This is a genomic window from Leifsonia sp. C5G2 (genome assembly GCF_013359685.1).
Classification (GTDB): Bacteria; Actinomycetota; Actinomycetes; order Actinomycetales; family Microbacteriaceae; genus Leifsonia.
The window spans coordinates 299652-314050 of sequence record NZ_JABFMV010000004.1; the positions used below are offsets into that span (position 1 = coordinate 299652).

Consider the following 14399-nt stretch of genomic DNA (forward strand, 5'->3'; position numbering starts at 1 on the left):
CCTCCGGACACCGGGCTCTCAGGCTCCGGCGGGGATGTTCATGGTGGCGGTGCCGATGATCTCCGCCGCCAATCGGATGACCCAGATCATGCTGACGATGAGGGTGAGCGCGTACACGCCGATGGCCACCCAGATCGGGGCGAGGCCGCGGCCGGCGGCGACGCCGCGCACGACCACGCTGCGGCCGATCGGGTAGACGATGCCGAGGAACGACCACGCCCAGTGGAAGGGTCGCTCGACGCCGCGGCGGAGGAGCTCGCGGTAGTCCAGCCAGGAGAATACGACGAACGCGGCGGTGAGCAGCCAGTTCAGGCCGATCACCACGAAGTACATCGGGCCGCCGATGAGGGCGAACGGGTCGGAGATCGTGACCCGGGACGTCCCCGGGATCTCGCGGAACAGCACCTGCGGCTGGAGCAGGAACAGCAGGCAGGCGGACAGCCCGGGGATGGCGACGACCAGCCAGATCCACACCGTGAAGATCGGCGTTGCGGGGTCGAGCGGGCGGCGGCGCTGCGGCGCGGTGTACGGGGACGGCGCAGCCGCCAGCTGGTCGCTCCACCGGGTGCCGTCCCACCAGCGCAGCGCGCCGGAGCCGTGCGGGTCGGGGTACCAGCCGGGGGCCGGGGTTGCCTCGTACGTCATGCGTCCTCCGTTCACCCTGCCGAGGGGTGCGCCACGACCCTACCCGACGGGTCCCGCGATCAGTGGACGACCGCGCCGCGCCACAGGTCGTACAGTTCGGCGCTGACCCCGGGCGCGGCGACCAGGATGCCGCCGGTCGCCGGGAAGACGGCGGGGCGTCCATCCTGGCCGAGCACCGCGGCTCCGGCCTCGGCGGCGATGAGGCAGGCGGCCAGGTGGTCGACCGGGCTGAAGCGGTGGATGACGGCACCGGCGCCGCGTCCGGCCGCCGGGCCCAGCAGGGTGAGCGTGCCGGAGCCCATGACGCGCAGGGTGCAGAACCGCTCGGTCAGCGCCTGCGCGAGCGCGCCCATCCCGCTCCAGGCCTCGTGGCCGGCGAGCTCGCTGCTCACGACGCCGCCGACGAGCGAGTCCGTGGCCGGGATGGTGAGCGGGGTGCCGTCGCGGCGGGCGCCCTCCCCGGTGACGGCGTCGAACAGCAGGTCGCGCCACGGGTCCGCCACGACGCCGACCAGCGGCCGGTCGTCGACGGCGAGCGCCAGCGAGAACGCGGTCCAGGGGACGCCGTTGGCCAGGTTTGTCGTGCCGTCGACCGGGTCGAGGTACCAGGTCGGCCGGCCGGGAACCGCCTGGCCACCGTACTCCTCGCCGACGAAAGCGTGGCCGGGGAACCACTGCGCCACCTGCTCCCGCACGTGCCGCTCGATCGACCGGTCCAGCTCGGTGACCAGGTCGGCGGGGTTCGCCTTGGTGGAGACCGAGGTCACGCGGTAGCTGCGCGTGCGGCCGATGGCCCAGGCGGCCAGCTCCAGGGCGAGGTCGCGGGCGTCGTGAAGCTCGTCGGGGCTCATCGGACGACCTCCGCGGGTGTCGCGACCGTCTCGCGCATCGCGCGCAGGCGGTCCAGCTGGTTGGTGGTGATGGTGTCGACGCCGAGGGCGAGGGCGCGGGCGAGGTCCTCCGGCTCGTCCACGGTCCACACGGTGACCGGCAGGCCGCGTTCGTGCACGCCGCGCACGAACGCGTCGTCGGCGATCGGGAACGGGACGTTCACGGTGACGGGCGACAGCTCCGCCAGCTCGGCGTCCGACGGCACACGCATCGACCGCCACGGGAGCCAGAGCCGGGCGTCGGCGTCCAGGTCGCGCAGCACGCGCATCCCGTCGAGGTCTCCGCACCAGTCGACGACGATGCCGGCCTCGGCCACGACGGCGTGGGCGGGCGCAGCGAACTCCGGGCTGTCCATGTCGATCACCAGGCGGCTCGCCACGCCTCCGAAGAGCGGCAGCACGTCGGAGAGCAGTGGCGGGCGGTCGTCGGGGCCGCCGAAGCGGAGGAGGTCGGCGGCGGGCACCTCCGCGATCGGACGCGGATCGAGCCACAGACGCTCCAGCGTCGGGTCGTGCAGCACGACGACCTCTCCGTCGGCGGTGAGCCGCACGTCGATCTCCACGACCTCTGCGCCCTTCGCGATCGCCGAGCGGATGGCCGGGAGGGTGTTCTCGCGGAACACCGACGAGTCGCCGCGGTGCGCGGACGCGCGGGCGAAGCCGGAGGCCGTCATGCGAGCACCGCCGAAACCGGAGCCGAGACCGGCGCGGAGACCGATTGCTCGACCAACCGACCGTCCCGGTAGACCAGCGCCGCGTCGATGGACGAGAAGACCACCTCGCCGGCCCGGGGCGCCGCCCCCGAGACGTAGGCGGCGAGCGTCACGTCGTCCCGCCGCAGGCGCACCTCGTCGAAGTGGCCGTGCGGCACGACGCGCTCGACGATCGCCCGCAGCGCACCCGGCCGCGGCGCCGTGCTCACGGTGACGTTCTCCGGTCGCACCCCGACCACATCCGGGCCGGGATGGATGCGCGTCCCGTCGAACGTCCCGTCGAAGCGGTTGAGCGCGCCGATGAAGGTGGCGACGAACTCCGTCGCCGGCCGCGCGTAGAGCTCGGCCGGCGAGCTGAACTGCTCGATCCGTCCCGCGTTCATCACGGCAACGCGGTCGGAGATCGAGAGCGCCTCCTCCTGGTCGTGCGTGACGATGACGGTGGTGATGCCGAGGCGCTGCTGCAGGTCGCGGATGTCCTCGCGCACCCGCACCCGCAGCTTCGCGTCGAGGTTGCTGAGCGGCTCGTCGAGGAGCAGCACGTCCGGCTCCTGCACCAGCGCCCGCGCGAGGGCGACGCGCTGCTGCTCGCCGCCGGAGATGCGCGGCGGCCGGGAGTCGCGGTGGTGCAGCAGGTTCACCAGGCCCAGCATCCGCTCCACCCGCTCCGCGATCTCGGCCCGCGGGAGGCGGCGCAGGCGCAGCGGGTACGCGACGTTCTTCGCCACGGTCAGGTGCGGCCAGAGGGCGTAATTCTGGAACACCATCGCGCTCGGGCGCTTGTCCGGGCCGAGCCGGGTGACGTCGCGGCCGGCCATGACGATGCTTCCGGCGTCGGGCTGGAGGAAGCCGGCGATCATCCGCAGCGTGGTCGTCTTGCCGCAGCCGGACGGGCCGAGCAGCGAGACCAGCTCGCCGCGACGGACCGTGAGGGAGAGGTCGTCGATGATGGTGCGACCGCCGAGGGTCTTGCCGAGACCGTTCAGGTGCAGGCCGTCGGGAGCGGGAGAGGACACGGGTGTCTCCTTCATTTGAGCTGGAAGCCTTCGGCGAGCTGCCCGCCCATGACGTGCTTGCGCACGGCGAGCAGCAGCACCACCGAGGGGATGGCGAGCAGGATGGAGAACACGGCCGCCACCTGCTTGGGGAAGTTGAGGACGAGGCTGTACATCTCGGTCGGCATCGTCAGGATGTCGGGGGCGCCGACGAGATACGTGCCCTGCGCCTCGTCGAAGGCCGCCAGGAACGCCATGACCGCGCCGACGAGGATGCCGGGCAGCGCCATCCGGAGTGTCACGCCGAAGAACACGCGCGCCCGGGACGCCCCGGCGTCGCGCGCGGCCTCCTCGAGCGACCGCGGCACGGCCGAGAAGGCGGCTGCCGGGATCCAGGTCATGAAGACGATCGTGCCGAGCAACTGCACGATGACGATGCCGGCGACCGTGTTCATCAGCCCGAGCGCGTAGTAGAGCGAGGCGAGGGTCGCGAACAGGCCCATGCGCGGGAAGGCGTTCGTGGCGAACAGCCCGATCAGGAACAGCCGCCGGCCGGGGAACTCGAACCGCGCGAACGCGTAGGCGGCGGGCAGGCAGACCACGGCCGACACAAGCACGACGAGCGGGGTGATGAGCAGCGAGTTCTGGATGGACGACCCGAGAGCCTGGTCGCTGAAGACGGTCTGCCACCAGCGCAGCGTCCAGGAGTCCGGGAGCAGGTTCGGGTAGGTCCAGCGGTCGGCGAAGGCGTGCATCCCGAGCCAGAGCAGCGGCCCGAGCACGAACACGAGCAGCACGACGGCGAAGACGGCCGCGAGCGCGCCGCGAAGGGCTGCCGAGAGAGCGTGCGGCATCAGATCCGTCCCTCCTGCCGGGCGCTGCGGAAGTTGGCCCAGACGTAGAACGCACCGATGACGGCGGCCGCGAGGAAGACGACGAAGGCCATCACGAGGGACTGCTGCGGCTGGTTGTACGAGGTGAAGTAGCTCGCCAGCGCGACCCCGAGCATGGTCGGAGCGTTGGGTCCGGTGAAGTACGGGACGGTGTACGAGCCGATCACGCCGATCGCGGTGAAGGTGACGGCGATGACGATCGGAACGGCGCACATCGGGAGCAGGATGGTGCGCACGATCCGGACCGTGCCGGCCCCGGCATCCCGGGCCGCCTCGATCAGGGCGTCGGGCACTGACTGGAGGCCGGAGGCGATCATCAGCACCGCGAACGGGAGCGAGGTCCACGCCGAGCCGATCACGATCGCGACGGCGGAGTACGACCACACCGGGCCCTCAACGCCGACCTGGGCGAGCAGGCTGCGCAGGAAGCCGTCCGCCGCGTAGAAGGTCAGGATCGCCCACGACGCGATCACCACGGGGATGAAGAGGGGGACGATCGCCACGGCCGAGAGGACGCGGGCGAGCCATCCGCCGCGCAGCCGCAGGTACAGGCCGATGCCGCCGGCGAGCACCAGCACGATCGCGGTGCTCGCCACGGTGACGCCGAGGGTGAGCGCGAGATCCTGCCAGAACGCCTCCGTGGCGAAGACGTCGCCGTAGGCGGCGAAGGTCGGAACGACGCCGTCGGCGCGATGCACGTTCTGGCCGACCGCGGCGATCACGGAGTTCAGGCCGCCGGTGAACCCGACACTGAAGGCGAGCGCCAGCACGACCGGGACCCCGACGAAGAGCGCGATGACGACCACGGGCGGCAGGGCGAGCAGGAAGCCCGCCGCCGCGGACCGCCGCGCGCGTCGTGCGCTGCGGTCCGCGGGGACGGCCGCCGTGGTGGCGGTGGCGACGGCCATTACTTGCCGGGGACCTTCTGGGCCCAGGCCTTGTTCATGTCGGACGCCACGGTGGCGAAGTACGCCGGCCGCAGGTGCGCGATGTCGGCATCCTTGAACAGGGTCTGCACCGAGGCGGGCAGCTTGTCCAGCGAGATCACCGGGTAGCCGGAGATGCTGTCGGAGACGAGCGTCTGCGCCGCCGGGCTGAGCAGCCAGGAGGCGAGCTTCTCGGCGCCGGCCTGGCGCGGGGAGGCGGACGGGATGCCGAGGTAGCTCGCACCGCCGGTCAGCGACGGGTCCGAGATCTGGGTGTACGCGATGTTCGAAGGGATCTGGCCGTTCTTGTGGCCGGTGACGAACTGGTCGCTCCACACCGGGGCCATCGAGATCTGGCCGCTGGAGAGCAGGTCGAGCACCTGGTTGTTCCCGTTCGGGTAGACGCCCTTCTGGTACACGTACGGGTTCAGGCCGGCGAGGGTCGCGAAGCCCTTGTCCCAGGAGGTCTCGACGCTCGGGTCGGTGCCGGTGACGAGCTTCGAGCGGTCGGAGGCGGAGACGTTCTGGTCGAGCACGGTGGTGACGAACGACTGGCCGCTGCCGCCGGTGTCCGGGGAGTTGTAGGTGAACTTGCCGGGGTTCGCCTTGATCCACGCGAGCAGGTCGGCGAGGGTCTTCGGCGGGGTCGGCACGGTCTTGGTGTCGTACGCGAGCACGACGCTCGAACCGCGGTAGGGGATGCCGCCCTTGCCGCCGGCGGTGACGAGGTCGGCCGGGACGTCCTTCAGGCCGGGGACGGTGCTCGGCGAGACCTTGGTCAGGAGTCCGGAGGCCGCGACCTGCGAGACGAAGCCGGCGTCGACGAGGTCGTAGCCCGGGTCCTTCTTCTGCAGGGTGGCCGCGGTCAGCTTGGCGACGGTCTGCTGGTCGTGCAGGCCGTGGAGGTCGAAGTCGACCGAGACGGTGTAGCCGGGGTTGTCCTTCTCGAAGGCGGGGATCAGCGTCTTCTGCCAGAGGTCCTGGATGTTGGTGTCCGCGCTGAGGAAGACGGTGAGCTTCTTGTCGGCGCCGTCGCTTGCGGAGGCGGCGGAACTGCTCTGCGCGCAGCCGGCGAGAGCGAGCCCGGCGGCGGTGACGACCGCGAGCGAGGCGAACAGGCGGGTGGATTTCACGTGAGCGCTCCTGTGGTGGGAGGGGTGATGGGGGGTGGGTTGCCCGGCCGTTCGGGGCGAGCGGTTTCACGCTAACCGCGCCGCACGTTTCTGGCGATACCAGCGAGAGAGCTTTCAAATGAGCGCTGGATACTGTTCATTCGGCGTTCATATGAGCGAGAATGAGCACCGCCACGCTGAGACCATCCACCGGGAAAGGGGTGCCATGCTGACCCATCAGCGCGAAACCGCCATCGTCGAGCGCGTGCAGGAGACGGGAAGCGTGACCGTCGAGGAGCTGTCCCGGCTGCTCGAGGTCAGCGGCACCACCATCCGGCGCGACCTGGAGCGGCTGGAGCTCGCCGGCAGCCTCCGCCGGGTGCACGGCGGGGCGACGCTCGCGGAGACGGCGGACGACGAGCTGACCGACCACGACCCGGATGCGGCGGAGAAGCGGGTCATCGCCGTCGCGACCGCGGGGCTCATCCAAGACGGCGACGTCGTGCTGCTCGACATCGGCCACACCACGCTCGCCGTCGCGCGGCTGCTGCGCGACCGGCCGGTGACGATCGTCACCAACAACCTGTGGATCCTGCGCGTGCTCGGCGACGACCCGGCGTGCACGCTCATCCTGCTCGGCGGCGCGGTCGGCTCGAAGCCGGGCACCGTGTCCGGCCCGCTGACGGAGCAGATGCTCGCGCTCATCCACGCCGACGTCGCCGTCATCAGCAGCGGGGGCATCCGTCCCGACGGCTCGGTGGTCACCGACCTGAACCAGGAGGCCGGGATCAAGCACAGGATGCGGCGGGCGGCCGACCGCAGCATCCTCGTCGCCACCTCGCTGAAGTTCCCGGGAGAGGGCGCCTACCGCATCGCGTCCCTCGACGACTTCGACACGATCGTCACGACGCCCGGCTCGGGCGCGGCGACGCTGGAGGCCGCGGCCCGCGGCGGGACGACGATCGTGCTGGCCGAGTAGTCCGATCAGCACACCGCGGGTCCGTCGCGGCCTCGCGAGTATGGTCAGGATGGAACGGGAGGCGACCTATGGAAGCAACGATCCGCGGCCGCAGTGTGATCGCCAGGCTCTCGGAGGCGCTGGAGTCGCGGCTCTGGCCGTTCCCGGTCGCCGCGATCGTGCTGGGCGTCGTGCTGGGCGTCGCCCTCCCCCGGATCGACCTGCTCGTCGACCACACCCTCCCCACCACCGCCGACTCGGTCGTCTTCAACGGCGGCGCCGAGACCGCCCGGTCCGTGCTCTCCTCCATCGCGGGCTCCCTGATCACGGCCACCTCGCTCACCTTCTCGCTGACGGTCGTCGCGCTGCAGCTGGCGAGCAGCCAGGTGTCGCCCCGCGTGCTCCGGCTGTTCTCGCGGGATCGCCAGGTGCACCTGACGCTCGCCGTCTTCCTCGGCACGTTCGCCTACGCCATCACGGTGCTGCGGTCCATCGGCGACTCGACCGACGCGCAGCCCGTGTTCGTGCCCCGTATCGCGGTCACGACCGGCTTCGTGCTCACCCTCGTCAGCGTCGTCGTGCTGGTGATCTTCCTCGCGCACCTCGCCACGCAGCTCCGCGTGGAGACGATCATGAAGGAGATCCACGCCGAGACAGACCGCACGATGGAGCTCGTGGGCGACAGCAACGCCGGGGCGGACGCCTATCGCGGAGAGATCGAGGAGCCCGCCAGGAAGCACGTGGTCACGGCGGACTCGTCCGGTTTCATCACGAGCGTGGACAGGGAGCGTCTTGTGCGGATCGCTGAGGCGAACGGCATCGTGGTCGAGGAGACGAAGCGCGTGGGCCAGAGCATCGTCGCCGGCACGCCGCAGGCGTTCTGGTGGGCGACGGATGCTGCCGCAGCACCGGACAGCGAAGCGATAGAGGCAGCCGTGCGCGCGTCCGGTTCGATCTGGTACGAGAGGACCGCCGCGCAGGACGTCGAGTACGGCATCCAGCAGCTGCTCGACATCGCGATCCGTGCGCTCTCGCCTGGCGTGAACGACCCCACGACGGCCGTGAACTCGCTCGGCCATGTGACCGCCGTGCTCGTACGCGCCCTGCGGCACCCGTCGCTGCCGGCCGCGCTGGCCGGCTCGCGCGACGAGTTGCGCGTCGTCACGGCATCCCAGAGCCGGGCGCAGCTGGTCCGTTCATCGCTCTCCCCGGTACGCCACTACTGCGCGGGGAGTCCGGCCGTCGTCGAACGCTTCCTGAACTCCGTCTCAGAGCTGGCCTACGTCAACGACGACCCGGAAGTGGACGCGGCTCTCCGCGAGCAGCTGGAGGCACTCGACCTGCAGTTGCGGGAGGAGAAGGCCGACCCGGCGGAGTCGGACCGCCTCCTCCGCGCGACCAGGGCAGTGATCGTCCGCCTGGCCGAGCGCCCGTAGGGGGCACCCCGCTCCTCCGGCGGTCGGGGAGTATGGTTCCGCACTATGGACACTGTGGAACTCCGCGACCTCCTCGCCGCCGAGCGCGCCGGCTGGGACGCCCTGTGCTCCTCGACCGGTGGCGCTTACTACCGCGACCTGATGACCCGGGAGGCGGTGATGGTGCTGGTCGACGGATCGGTGCTCGACCGGGACGCGGTCGCCGCCAGCCTGGACGGCGTCCCACCCTGGGACGAGTACGAACTGGACGACCTCCGGAGGGTCGCCATCGGCCCCGACGCCGCCGCACTGACATACCGTGGAACAGCCAGGCGGTCCGGCTCGGAGCCCGCCTTCACCGCAAGGATGACCAGCGTCTACACCATCGACGGAGACCGGCTGCGGCCCGCGCTCTATCAGCAGACAGCACTGAGCGACTGACGAGTCCCTCCCCGTCCCGGAACCCGCCCTAGATCGCGGACCAGCCGCCGTCCGACGCGAGCACGACCCCCGAGATGTTGGCGGAGTCGTCGCTGAGCAGCCAGGTGATCGCCGCGGCGAGCTGCTCCGGCTGCGCGACCGATCCGACGTTGGTCTGCATGATCGGCCCGAGGCGCTCGCCCGCGAGCTGCGACTTGAACGACCCGTCCACATTCGTAGCGACCGCGCCCGGCGCCACCGCGTTGGTGCGGACCCCGTTCGGCGCGTAGAAGACGCTCGTGCTCTTGGTGAGCCCGATGACGGCGTGCTTGGAGGAGGTGTAGGCCGCTCCCGCCGTCGAGCCGCGAAGTCCCGCCTCGGAGGCCACGTTCACGATGGAGCCGCCGCCGGCCTCCAGCATGAGCGGCAGGACCGCGCGGGTGAGCCGCATGATCGCGGTCACGTTGATGAGGAAGACGCGGTCCCATGTGGCGTCGTCGACCTCGGCGGGCGGGAGGAAGCCGTCCATGATGCCCGCCACATTGGCGAGCGCGTCGACCCGGCCCCCCGTCGCGGCGATCACCTCCGCGATGGCATCCTCGGACGAGATGTCGCCCGCGACGGCGACGATGTCGAGGTCCGCGTGCTCGCCGGTGAGGGCCGTGAGGCGCTCCTCCGAGATGTCGCTCGCGATCACCCTGGCGCCCTCCTGGGCGAGGCGGAGGGCGGTGGCCTTGCCGATGCCGGACCCTGCGCCGGTGACGATCGCGGTCTTGCCGGCGAAGCGTCCGGTCCCGTTGCTGCTCATGCTGCTGTACTCCTTGTCGATGACATCGTCGGCGCTCGATCGGGCGTCGAGACCATTAATAGCAGTGAGTGCCATAATTGGCACTGTGAATTCACCGCAGGCCACAGAGACCCGGCGGCGCCGAGGTCGGCCGGCGGCCGGCGACCCAGAACGGGTCGCCCTGCTCGCCCTCCGGCGCTTCGCGTCGCACGGGTACGAGGCGACGACGATGGAGGCCATCGCCGACCTCGCCGGCATCGGCCGCCGCACGCTCTTCCGCTACTTCCCGTCGAAGCCCGACCTAGTCTGGGGCGGGATGGAGCCGGTCGTCGAGCGGATGCACCGGGTGCTCGACTCCCCCGGCGCCGGCGAGAGCACGCGCGACGTGATCGCCCGCGCCATGACCGAGTCGCTCGACCTCGACCCGGACACCCTCGAGGCGACGCGCCTGCGCCTCCGGCTGATGGCCTCCGACCCGGCGCTGATCGCGTTCGGCGTCCTGCGCCTGACCGCGAGCCGGGACCTCATCGCCGGGTTCCTCGGCCGCAGGCTCGGGGCGGAGGCCTCCGAGCTGCGGGTCCGCGTCCTCGCCGACGCGATCAGCTCGGCGAACTTCTCGGCGCTCCTCTGGTGGGCGACCAACCGCGACGACGACGACCCCGCCAGGGCGTCGGTGGAGGCGCTGGACGCCCTCCTCGACCTCCACCTGCCGTAGTCCGGCCGTCGGTATCGGTCAGCCCAGGCGCGCCGTGAGGCGGTCGAGGCAGTCGTTCCACCCGAGCACGTGGTCGTCTGCCGACTGGGCGTCGGGGAACCCGGAATGCTGAACGTGGAGGTCCGTGCCGCCCGAGCCGGACGGCGCGAGAGTGAGGCCGACCGTGGTCACCTCCTCCTCTCCGTTCCACTGCCACGTCGTGACGAGCCGCCGCTCCGGTTCTACCGACGTGACCTCCCCCGAGACGCCCATCCCGTTCGCACGGGACTCGATCCGCGTCCGGCCGCCGACGCGCGGCTCGATCGCCGCAGCCGTGTCGAAGGACGCCGGCCAGAACCACGCGGAGAGCGAGTCGGGCTGGACGATCTCCTGCCAGACGCGCTCGGGTTCGGCGGAGAAGTGACGTTCGACCACGATGTCGGGCATACCCGCGATGCTAGATCGTCGTCATCGGACGACGCCAGTGCCGCTGTCTGGGGCGATGGCCGCCAGCGCCGCGAGGATCGTCTCGGCGACGGCGCCAGGCTCGGACACGCTGAGCGCGTGCGAGCCGCCGGGGACCTCCCGGCTCAGCCGCGCCGAGGCGCGCTCGGCGCCCGCGCGGTGCTCCGCGACGGGGATGTTCAGGTCGGCGTCGCTGTACACGCACCAGGTCGGGATGGTCTTCCAGCCCGGCGTCGCGGTCGGAAGCGGCTCGGTGAGAGCGGCCTGGGTGACCGGTCGCTGGGTCGCCGCCATCAGTGCGGCGGTCTCAGCCGGCACGTCCGCGCAGAACTGCCGATGGAACAGCGCCGGCTCGATGATGAACTCGGTGCCGCCGTCGGCCAGCCGGCGCGGTGCCAGCGCGTCGCCGAGTGTGCTTCCGGGGAACTCGTTCGAGAGGTCGAACGCCGTCTGCCCGTGCTCGGGCACGAAGGCGTTGACGTAGACCAGAGCGCTCACCGCGTCGTTTCCGGAGGATGCCTCGGAGATCACGAGACCTCCGTACGAGTGGCCCACCAGCACGACGGGTCGTCCCACCGATGCGATCACGTCGCGGACGTATGCAGCGTCGCCGGACAGGCTGCGGAGCGGGTTCGCGACGGCGATGCTCTCGACGCCGGCTCCGCGTAGCCGCTCGATGACACCGTTCCAGCTCGCGGACTCCGCGAAGGCCCCGTGGACCAGCACGACGGCCGGTTTCCGATCGGTCATTTCTTCTTCTCCTCGTTTCGATGGTCGGTCCGGATGGCCGCTCCGCCAGCTATGACCGCTGCAGGTCCGGATGTGTGACAGCGGCGCCGCCGGTGTGGTCCCCGGCCGTGGCGACGGGCACCGGACGGGGGTTGCGGATCCAGACCCCGGACACGATCGCACCGGCGAATGAGGCGAGTGCGGCCCCGGAGACGAGCGTGTGGAATCCCGTCAGCTGGATGGTCGCCCCGCCCACCGACCCGGCGAGCGCGACCGCGATCAGGCCCGCGACGCGCGAGACGGCATTGTTCACGGCCGAGGCGATACCCGCGCGCCCGGAGTCGACGGCCCCGAGGACCGTCGCCGTCAGGGGCGCGACGGTGATCGCCATCCCGAGCCCGAACGCGCAGACCGCGGGGAGGACCTGGGTCAGGTAGTCGGCGTCCGCGATGATCCTCAGCATCAGGAGGAACCCCACCCCGGCGACGGCCGGCCCAACCGTCATCAGCAGCCGAGGGCCGACCCGGCCGCTCAGCCGGCCGAAGACGGCCGCGAGCGCGATCAGCAGGACGCTCGAGGGCACCATCGCGAAGCCGGCCGCGGTGGCGCTGTAGCCCGCGCCCTGCTGCAGGAACAGCGCCAGCGCGAACGTTCCGACGCCGACCCCGCCGTAGAGGAACGCCGTCGCGACGTTGCCCGCCGAGAAGTCGCGCTCGCGGAAGATCGAGAGGGGCAGCATGGGGGACGCGACCCGGCGCTCCCAGAGCAGGAACGCGACGAGACCGGCGGCTCCCAGCGCGAGCGCGCCGAGGATGACCGGTGAGCCCCAGCCGAACCGCCCGCTCTCGATGAGAGCGAAGACGGGGAGACCGAGTCCGACGACGCCGAGCAGCGCCCCGAACCAGTCGACGCGGGCGCCGGCCGTGCGGGCGGCATCCGCCGGAAGCGCCCGGACGAGGAGCAGTGCCGCGGCGATCGGGAGGAGGTTGATCGCGAAGACCCAGCGCCACGAGAGCGTGTCGACCAGGACACCGCCGACGATCGGGCCGGCGATGCTCGCGAGGCTGGTGATCGCCGTCCACACCCCGATCGCCCGCGCCTGCGCCGCACCCTGGAAGGCGCTGAGGATCAGGGCGAGCGAGCTGGGCACCAGCAGTGCCCCGGCCACCCCCTGCAGCCCGCGCGCGACGATGAGGATCCCGGCGGTGGGAGCCGCGGCGCACAGGACCGAGGCGACGCCGAAGCCAATTAGGCCCCAGAGCAGCACGCGTCTCCGGCCGAAGAGGTCGGACAGCGAGCCGGCGAGCAGGATCACGGAGCCGAGCGTCAGCAGGTAGGCGTCGACGATCCACTGCTGCGCAGCGAGCCCCCCGCCGAGCTCGCGCCCGATCGCGGGCAGCGCGACGTTGACGACGCTGCCGTCCAGGAAGGCGATGAACGTCGCCAGCACCGCGACCGCCAGGACGGTCCGCTGCACTCGGGTGTTCCGGGGTGTCATTGCTTCTCCGATGGTGCGGGCCCGTCCCGCTCGCCAGCTTCGACCGCAGAGACCTTGCGGCTGTGACCGGTTCGGGGAATCTCGTCACAAACCGGCGGCGTCGGCGGTCGTAGCCTTCGAAGCATCCGGTCGAGCCGTGAGGTAAGAGCGGGAACACTGGGTTTCAGGCGGCCCCTCTCCCCCACTGGGTTGCGCCAAGCAGACCACGGCTGGTCCCACCCGCCACCGGGTGCTGTCACAAAGCCGGCGGCCGGTCGGTCTTGGCTGGTGTCGGCGCACTCGGCGCCGGCGGAACGAAGGAGAGCGCGTCATGTCCAGAATCGTCGTCATCGGAGGTACGGGGCTCATCGGCTCCAAAGTCGTGCGGAAGCTCACCGATCACGGTCACGACGCCGTGGCCGCCTCCCCGAACTCGGGAGTGGACACCATCACCGGCGCGGGCCTCCAGGAGGTGCTCGAGGGAGCGTCGACCGTGCTCGACGTCTCGAACTCGCCGTCGTTCGCGGACGACGACGTGATGAGCTTCTTCACGACCGCGACGACGAACATCATCGCGGCAGCGAAGAAGGCCGGGGTCGGCCACTACGCCATCCTCTCCGTCGTGGGCTCCGACCGGATGACGGACAGCGGCTACATGCGGGCGAAGGTCGCGCAGGAGAAGCTGATCGAAGCCGGCGGCATCCCGTACTCGATCGTGCACGCGACGCAGTTCTTCGAGTTCGTGGGCAGCATCGCCGCCTCGGCGACCGTCGGCGACGAGGTGCGCCTGTCGCACGCGCAGATCCGTCCGATGGCGGCGGAGGACGTCGCGACGGCCGTCGCAAAGACGACCGCGCACGAGCCGCTCAACGCCGTCATCGAGGTGGCGGGACCCGAGCAGTTCGGCCTCGACGACCTGGTCCGCACGGGCCTCGCGTTCCGCGGCGACCCCCGCACAGTCGTCGTGGACCCGGAGGCGCGCTACTTCGGCGAGCGGCTCACCGACGACATGCTCCTCCCCGGTCCGGACGCGACGATCTTCGAGACGCGGTTCGAGGAGTGGCTCCCGCTGAACCCGGCGCCCGCGCCCCGGAACTAGCCGCATCCGTCGGAGATTCGGCCGAATCGGGTCCGAATCTCCGACGGAAGTCAGCCCAGCAGGAGATTCGAACGTTCGATCGCTCACGAAGGGGCGGAGGGCGTGGTGTCTGGGTTCACGACATAAGTCTCAGTTGATAGGTCCCTGGTGAGTCGGGACATGCGTCACAGTCGGTGGCATG

At 71.0% G+C, this 14399-nt stretch carries 16 protein-coding genes; 5 read left to right on the forward strand and 11 right to left on the reverse strand.

Annotated elements, in window-relative coordinates; genetic code table 11:
* Positions 1-18 precede the first annotated feature (18 nt).
* The 7 genes from HNO83_RS08015 to HNO83_RS08045 are packed head-to-tail and all read right to left on the reverse strand — an operon-like array spanning position 19 to position 6195.
* Positions 19-645, reverse strand: a complete 627-nt coding sequence (locus HNO83_RS08015) for a DUF2510 domain-containing protein (protein ID WP_175336992.1) — start codon at positions 643-645, stop codon at positions 19-21.
* 59 nt (positions 646-704) lie between these two features.
* Positions 705-1496, reverse strand: a complete 792-nt coding sequence (locus HNO83_RS08020; RefSeq protein ID WP_175336993.1) for an inositol monophosphatase family protein — start codon at positions 1494-1496, stop codon at positions 705-707.
* A complete protein-coding gene (locus HNO83_RS08025) occupies positions 1493-2209 on the reverse strand; it encodes a glycerophosphodiester phosphodiesterase (RefSeq protein ID WP_175336994.1) in 717 nt (238 codons plus the stop codon). Before HNO83_RS08025 ends, HNO83_RS08020 begins: the two co-directional genes overlap by 4 nt.
* Positions 2206-3279, reverse strand: a complete 1074-nt coding sequence (locus tag HNO83_RS08030) for an ABC transporter ATP-binding protein (protein ID WP_175336995.1) — start codon at positions 3277-3279, stop codon at positions 2206-2208. Before HNO83_RS08030 ends, HNO83_RS08025 begins: the two co-directional genes overlap by 4 nt.
* The gene (locus HNO83_RS08035) at positions 3276-4097 is read right to left on the reverse strand and encodes an ABC transporter permease (RefSeq protein WP_175336996.1); all 822 of its coding nucleotides are present in this window, start codon (positions 4095-4097) and stop codon (positions 3276-3278) included. The genes HNO83_RS08030 and HNO83_RS08035 overlap by 4 nt, the downstream gene beginning before the upstream one ends.
* Positions 4097-5044, reverse strand: a complete 948-nt coding sequence (locus HNO83_RS08040; protein ID WP_175336997.1) for an ABC transporter permease — start codon at positions 5042-5044, stop codon at positions 4097-4099. Before HNO83_RS08040 ends, HNO83_RS08035 begins: the two co-directional genes overlap by 1 nt.
* The gene (locus HNO83_RS08045) at positions 5044-6195 is read right to left on the reverse strand and encodes an extracellular solute-binding protein (protein WP_175336998.1); all 1152 of its coding nucleotides are present in this window, start codon (positions 6193-6195) and stop codon (positions 5044-5046) included. The genes HNO83_RS08040 and HNO83_RS08045 overlap by 1 nt, the downstream gene beginning before the upstream one ends.
* A 205-nt stretch (positions 6196-6400) precedes the next feature.
* Here HNO83_RS08045 and HNO83_RS08050 point away from each other — a divergent pair, with 205 nt between their 5' ends.
* From HNO83_RS08050 to HNO83_RS08060, 3 genes are all read left to right on the forward strand, one after another.
* Positions 6401-7153 carry a DeoR/GlpR family DNA-binding transcription regulator gene (locus HNO83_RS08050; protein WP_249776567.1) on the forward strand — a complete coding sequence of 251 codons (753 nt, stop codon included), beginning with the start codon at positions 6401-6403 and terminating at the stop codon, positions 7151-7153.
* A 68-nt stretch (positions 7154-7221) separates the two neighbouring features.
* On the forward strand, positions 7222-8568 hold the full coding sequence (locus tag HNO83_RS08055) for a DUF2254 domain-containing protein (RefSeq protein WP_175336999.1): 1347 nt from the start codon (positions 7222-7224) through the stop codon (positions 8566-8568).
* A 45-nt stretch (positions 8569-8613) separates the two neighbouring features.
* Complete coding sequence (locus HNO83_RS08060; RefSeq protein WP_175337000.1) at positions 8614-8988, forward strand: nuclear transport factor 2 family protein; 375 nt, start codon at positions 8614-8616, stop codon at positions 8986-8988.
* Positions 8989-9016: 28 nt separating this feature from the next.
* Here HNO83_RS08060 and HNO83_RS08065 read toward each other — a convergent pair whose 3' ends face one another.
* Positions 9017-9775 carry an SDR family NAD(P)-dependent oxidoreductase gene (locus HNO83_RS08065; protein ID WP_175337030.1) on the reverse strand — a complete coding sequence of 253 codons (759 nt, stop codon included), beginning with the start codon at positions 9773-9775 and terminating at the stop codon, positions 9017-9019.
* A gap of 85 nt (positions 9776-9860) precedes the next feature.
* Here HNO83_RS08065 and HNO83_RS08070 point away from each other — a divergent pair, with 85 nt between their 5' ends.
* Positions 9861-10469, forward strand: a complete 609-nt coding sequence (locus HNO83_RS08070; RefSeq protein ID WP_175337001.1) for an acyl-CoA-like ligand-binding transcription factor — start codon at positions 9861-9863, stop codon at positions 10467-10469.
* Positions 10470-10487: 18 nt separating this feature from the next.
* Here HNO83_RS08070 and HNO83_RS08075 read toward each other — a convergent pair whose 3' ends face one another.
* The 3 genes from HNO83_RS08075 to HNO83_RS08085 are packed head-to-tail and all read right to left on the reverse strand — an operon-like array spanning position 10488 to position 13140.
* On the reverse strand, positions 10488-10895 hold the full coding sequence (locus tag HNO83_RS08075; protein WP_175337002.1) for an SRPBCC family protein: 408 nt from the start codon (positions 10893-10895) through the stop codon (positions 10488-10490).
* A gap of 21 nt (positions 10896-10916) precedes the next feature.
* Positions 10917-11663, reverse strand: a complete 747-nt coding sequence (locus HNO83_RS08080) for an alpha/beta fold hydrolase (protein WP_175337003.1) — start codon at positions 11661-11663, stop codon at positions 10917-10919.
* A gap of 49 nt (positions 11664-11712) precedes the next feature.
* A complete protein-coding gene (locus HNO83_RS08085; RefSeq protein WP_175337004.1) occupies positions 11713-13140 on the reverse strand; it encodes an MFS transporter in 1428 nt (475 codons plus the stop codon).
* A 310-nt stretch (positions 13141-13450) separates the two neighbouring features.
* On the opposite strand from HNO83_RS08085, the gene HNO83_RS08090 reads away from it, so the two are divergent.
* Positions 13451-14218, forward strand: coding sequence for an SDR family oxidoreductase (locus tag HNO83_RS08090; RefSeq protein ID WP_175337005.1), 768 nt, complete (start codon positions 13451-13453; stop codon positions 14216-14218).
* Positions 14219-14399 lie beyond the last annotated feature (181 nt).

Bases quoted from the DNA above. Each gene is read 5' to 3' on its own strand.
- HNO83_RS08015 (WP_175336992.1), bottom strand. From the start codon at position 645: ATGACGTACGAGGCAACCCCGGCCCCCGGCTGGTACCCCGACCCGCAC.
- HNO83_RS08020 (WP_175336993.1), bottom strand. From the start codon at position 1,496: ATGAGCCCCGACGAGCTTCACGACGCCCGCGACCTCGCCCTGGAGCTG.
- HNO83_RS08025 (WP_175336994.1), bottom strand. From the start codon at position 2,209: ATGACGGCCTCCGGCTTCGCCCGCGCGTCCGCGCACCGCGGCGACTCG.
- HNO83_RS08030 (WP_175336995.1), bottom strand. From the start codon at position 3,279: ATGAAGGAGACACCCGTGTCCTCTCCCGCTCCCGACGGCCTGCACCTG.
- HNO83_RS08035 (WP_175336996.1), bottom strand. From the start codon at position 4,097: ATGCCGCACGCTCTCTCGGCAGCCCTTCGCGGCGCGCTCGCGGCCGTC.
- HNO83_RS08040 (WP_175336997.1), bottom strand. From the start codon at position 5,044: ATGGCCGTCGCCACCGCCACCACGGCGGCCGTCCCCGCGGACCGCAGC.
- HNO83_RS08050 (WP_249776567.1), top strand. From the start codon at position 6,401: ATGCTGACCCATCAGCGCGAAACCGCCATCGTCGAGCGCGTGCAGGAG.
- HNO83_RS08055 (WP_175336999.1), top strand. From the start codon at position 7,222: ATGGAAGCAACGATCCGCGGCCGCAGTGTGATCGCCAGGCTCTCGGAG.
- HNO83_RS08060 (WP_175337000.1), top strand. From the start codon at position 8,614: ATGGACACTGTGGAACTCCGCGACCTCCTCGCCGCCGAGCGCGCCGGC.
- HNO83_RS08065 (WP_175337030.1), bottom strand. From the start codon at position 9,775: ATGAGCAGCAACGGGACCGGACGCTTCGCCGGCAAGACCGCGATCGTC.
- HNO83_RS08075 (WP_175337002.1), bottom strand. From the start codon at position 10,895: ATGCCCGACATCGTGGTCGAACGTCACTTCTCCGCCGAACCCGAGCGC.
- HNO83_RS08080 (WP_175337003.1), bottom strand. From the start codon at position 11,663: ATGACCGATCGGAAACCGGCCGTCGTGCTGGTCCACGGGGCCTTCGCG.
- HNO83_RS08085 (WP_175337004.1), bottom strand. From the start codon at position 13,140: ATGACACCCCGGAACACCCGAGTGCAGCGGACCGTCCTGGCGGTCGCG.
- HNO83_RS08090 (WP_175337005.1), top strand. From the start codon at position 13,451: ATGTCCAGAATCGTCGTCATCGGAGGTACGGGGCTCATCGGCTCCAAA.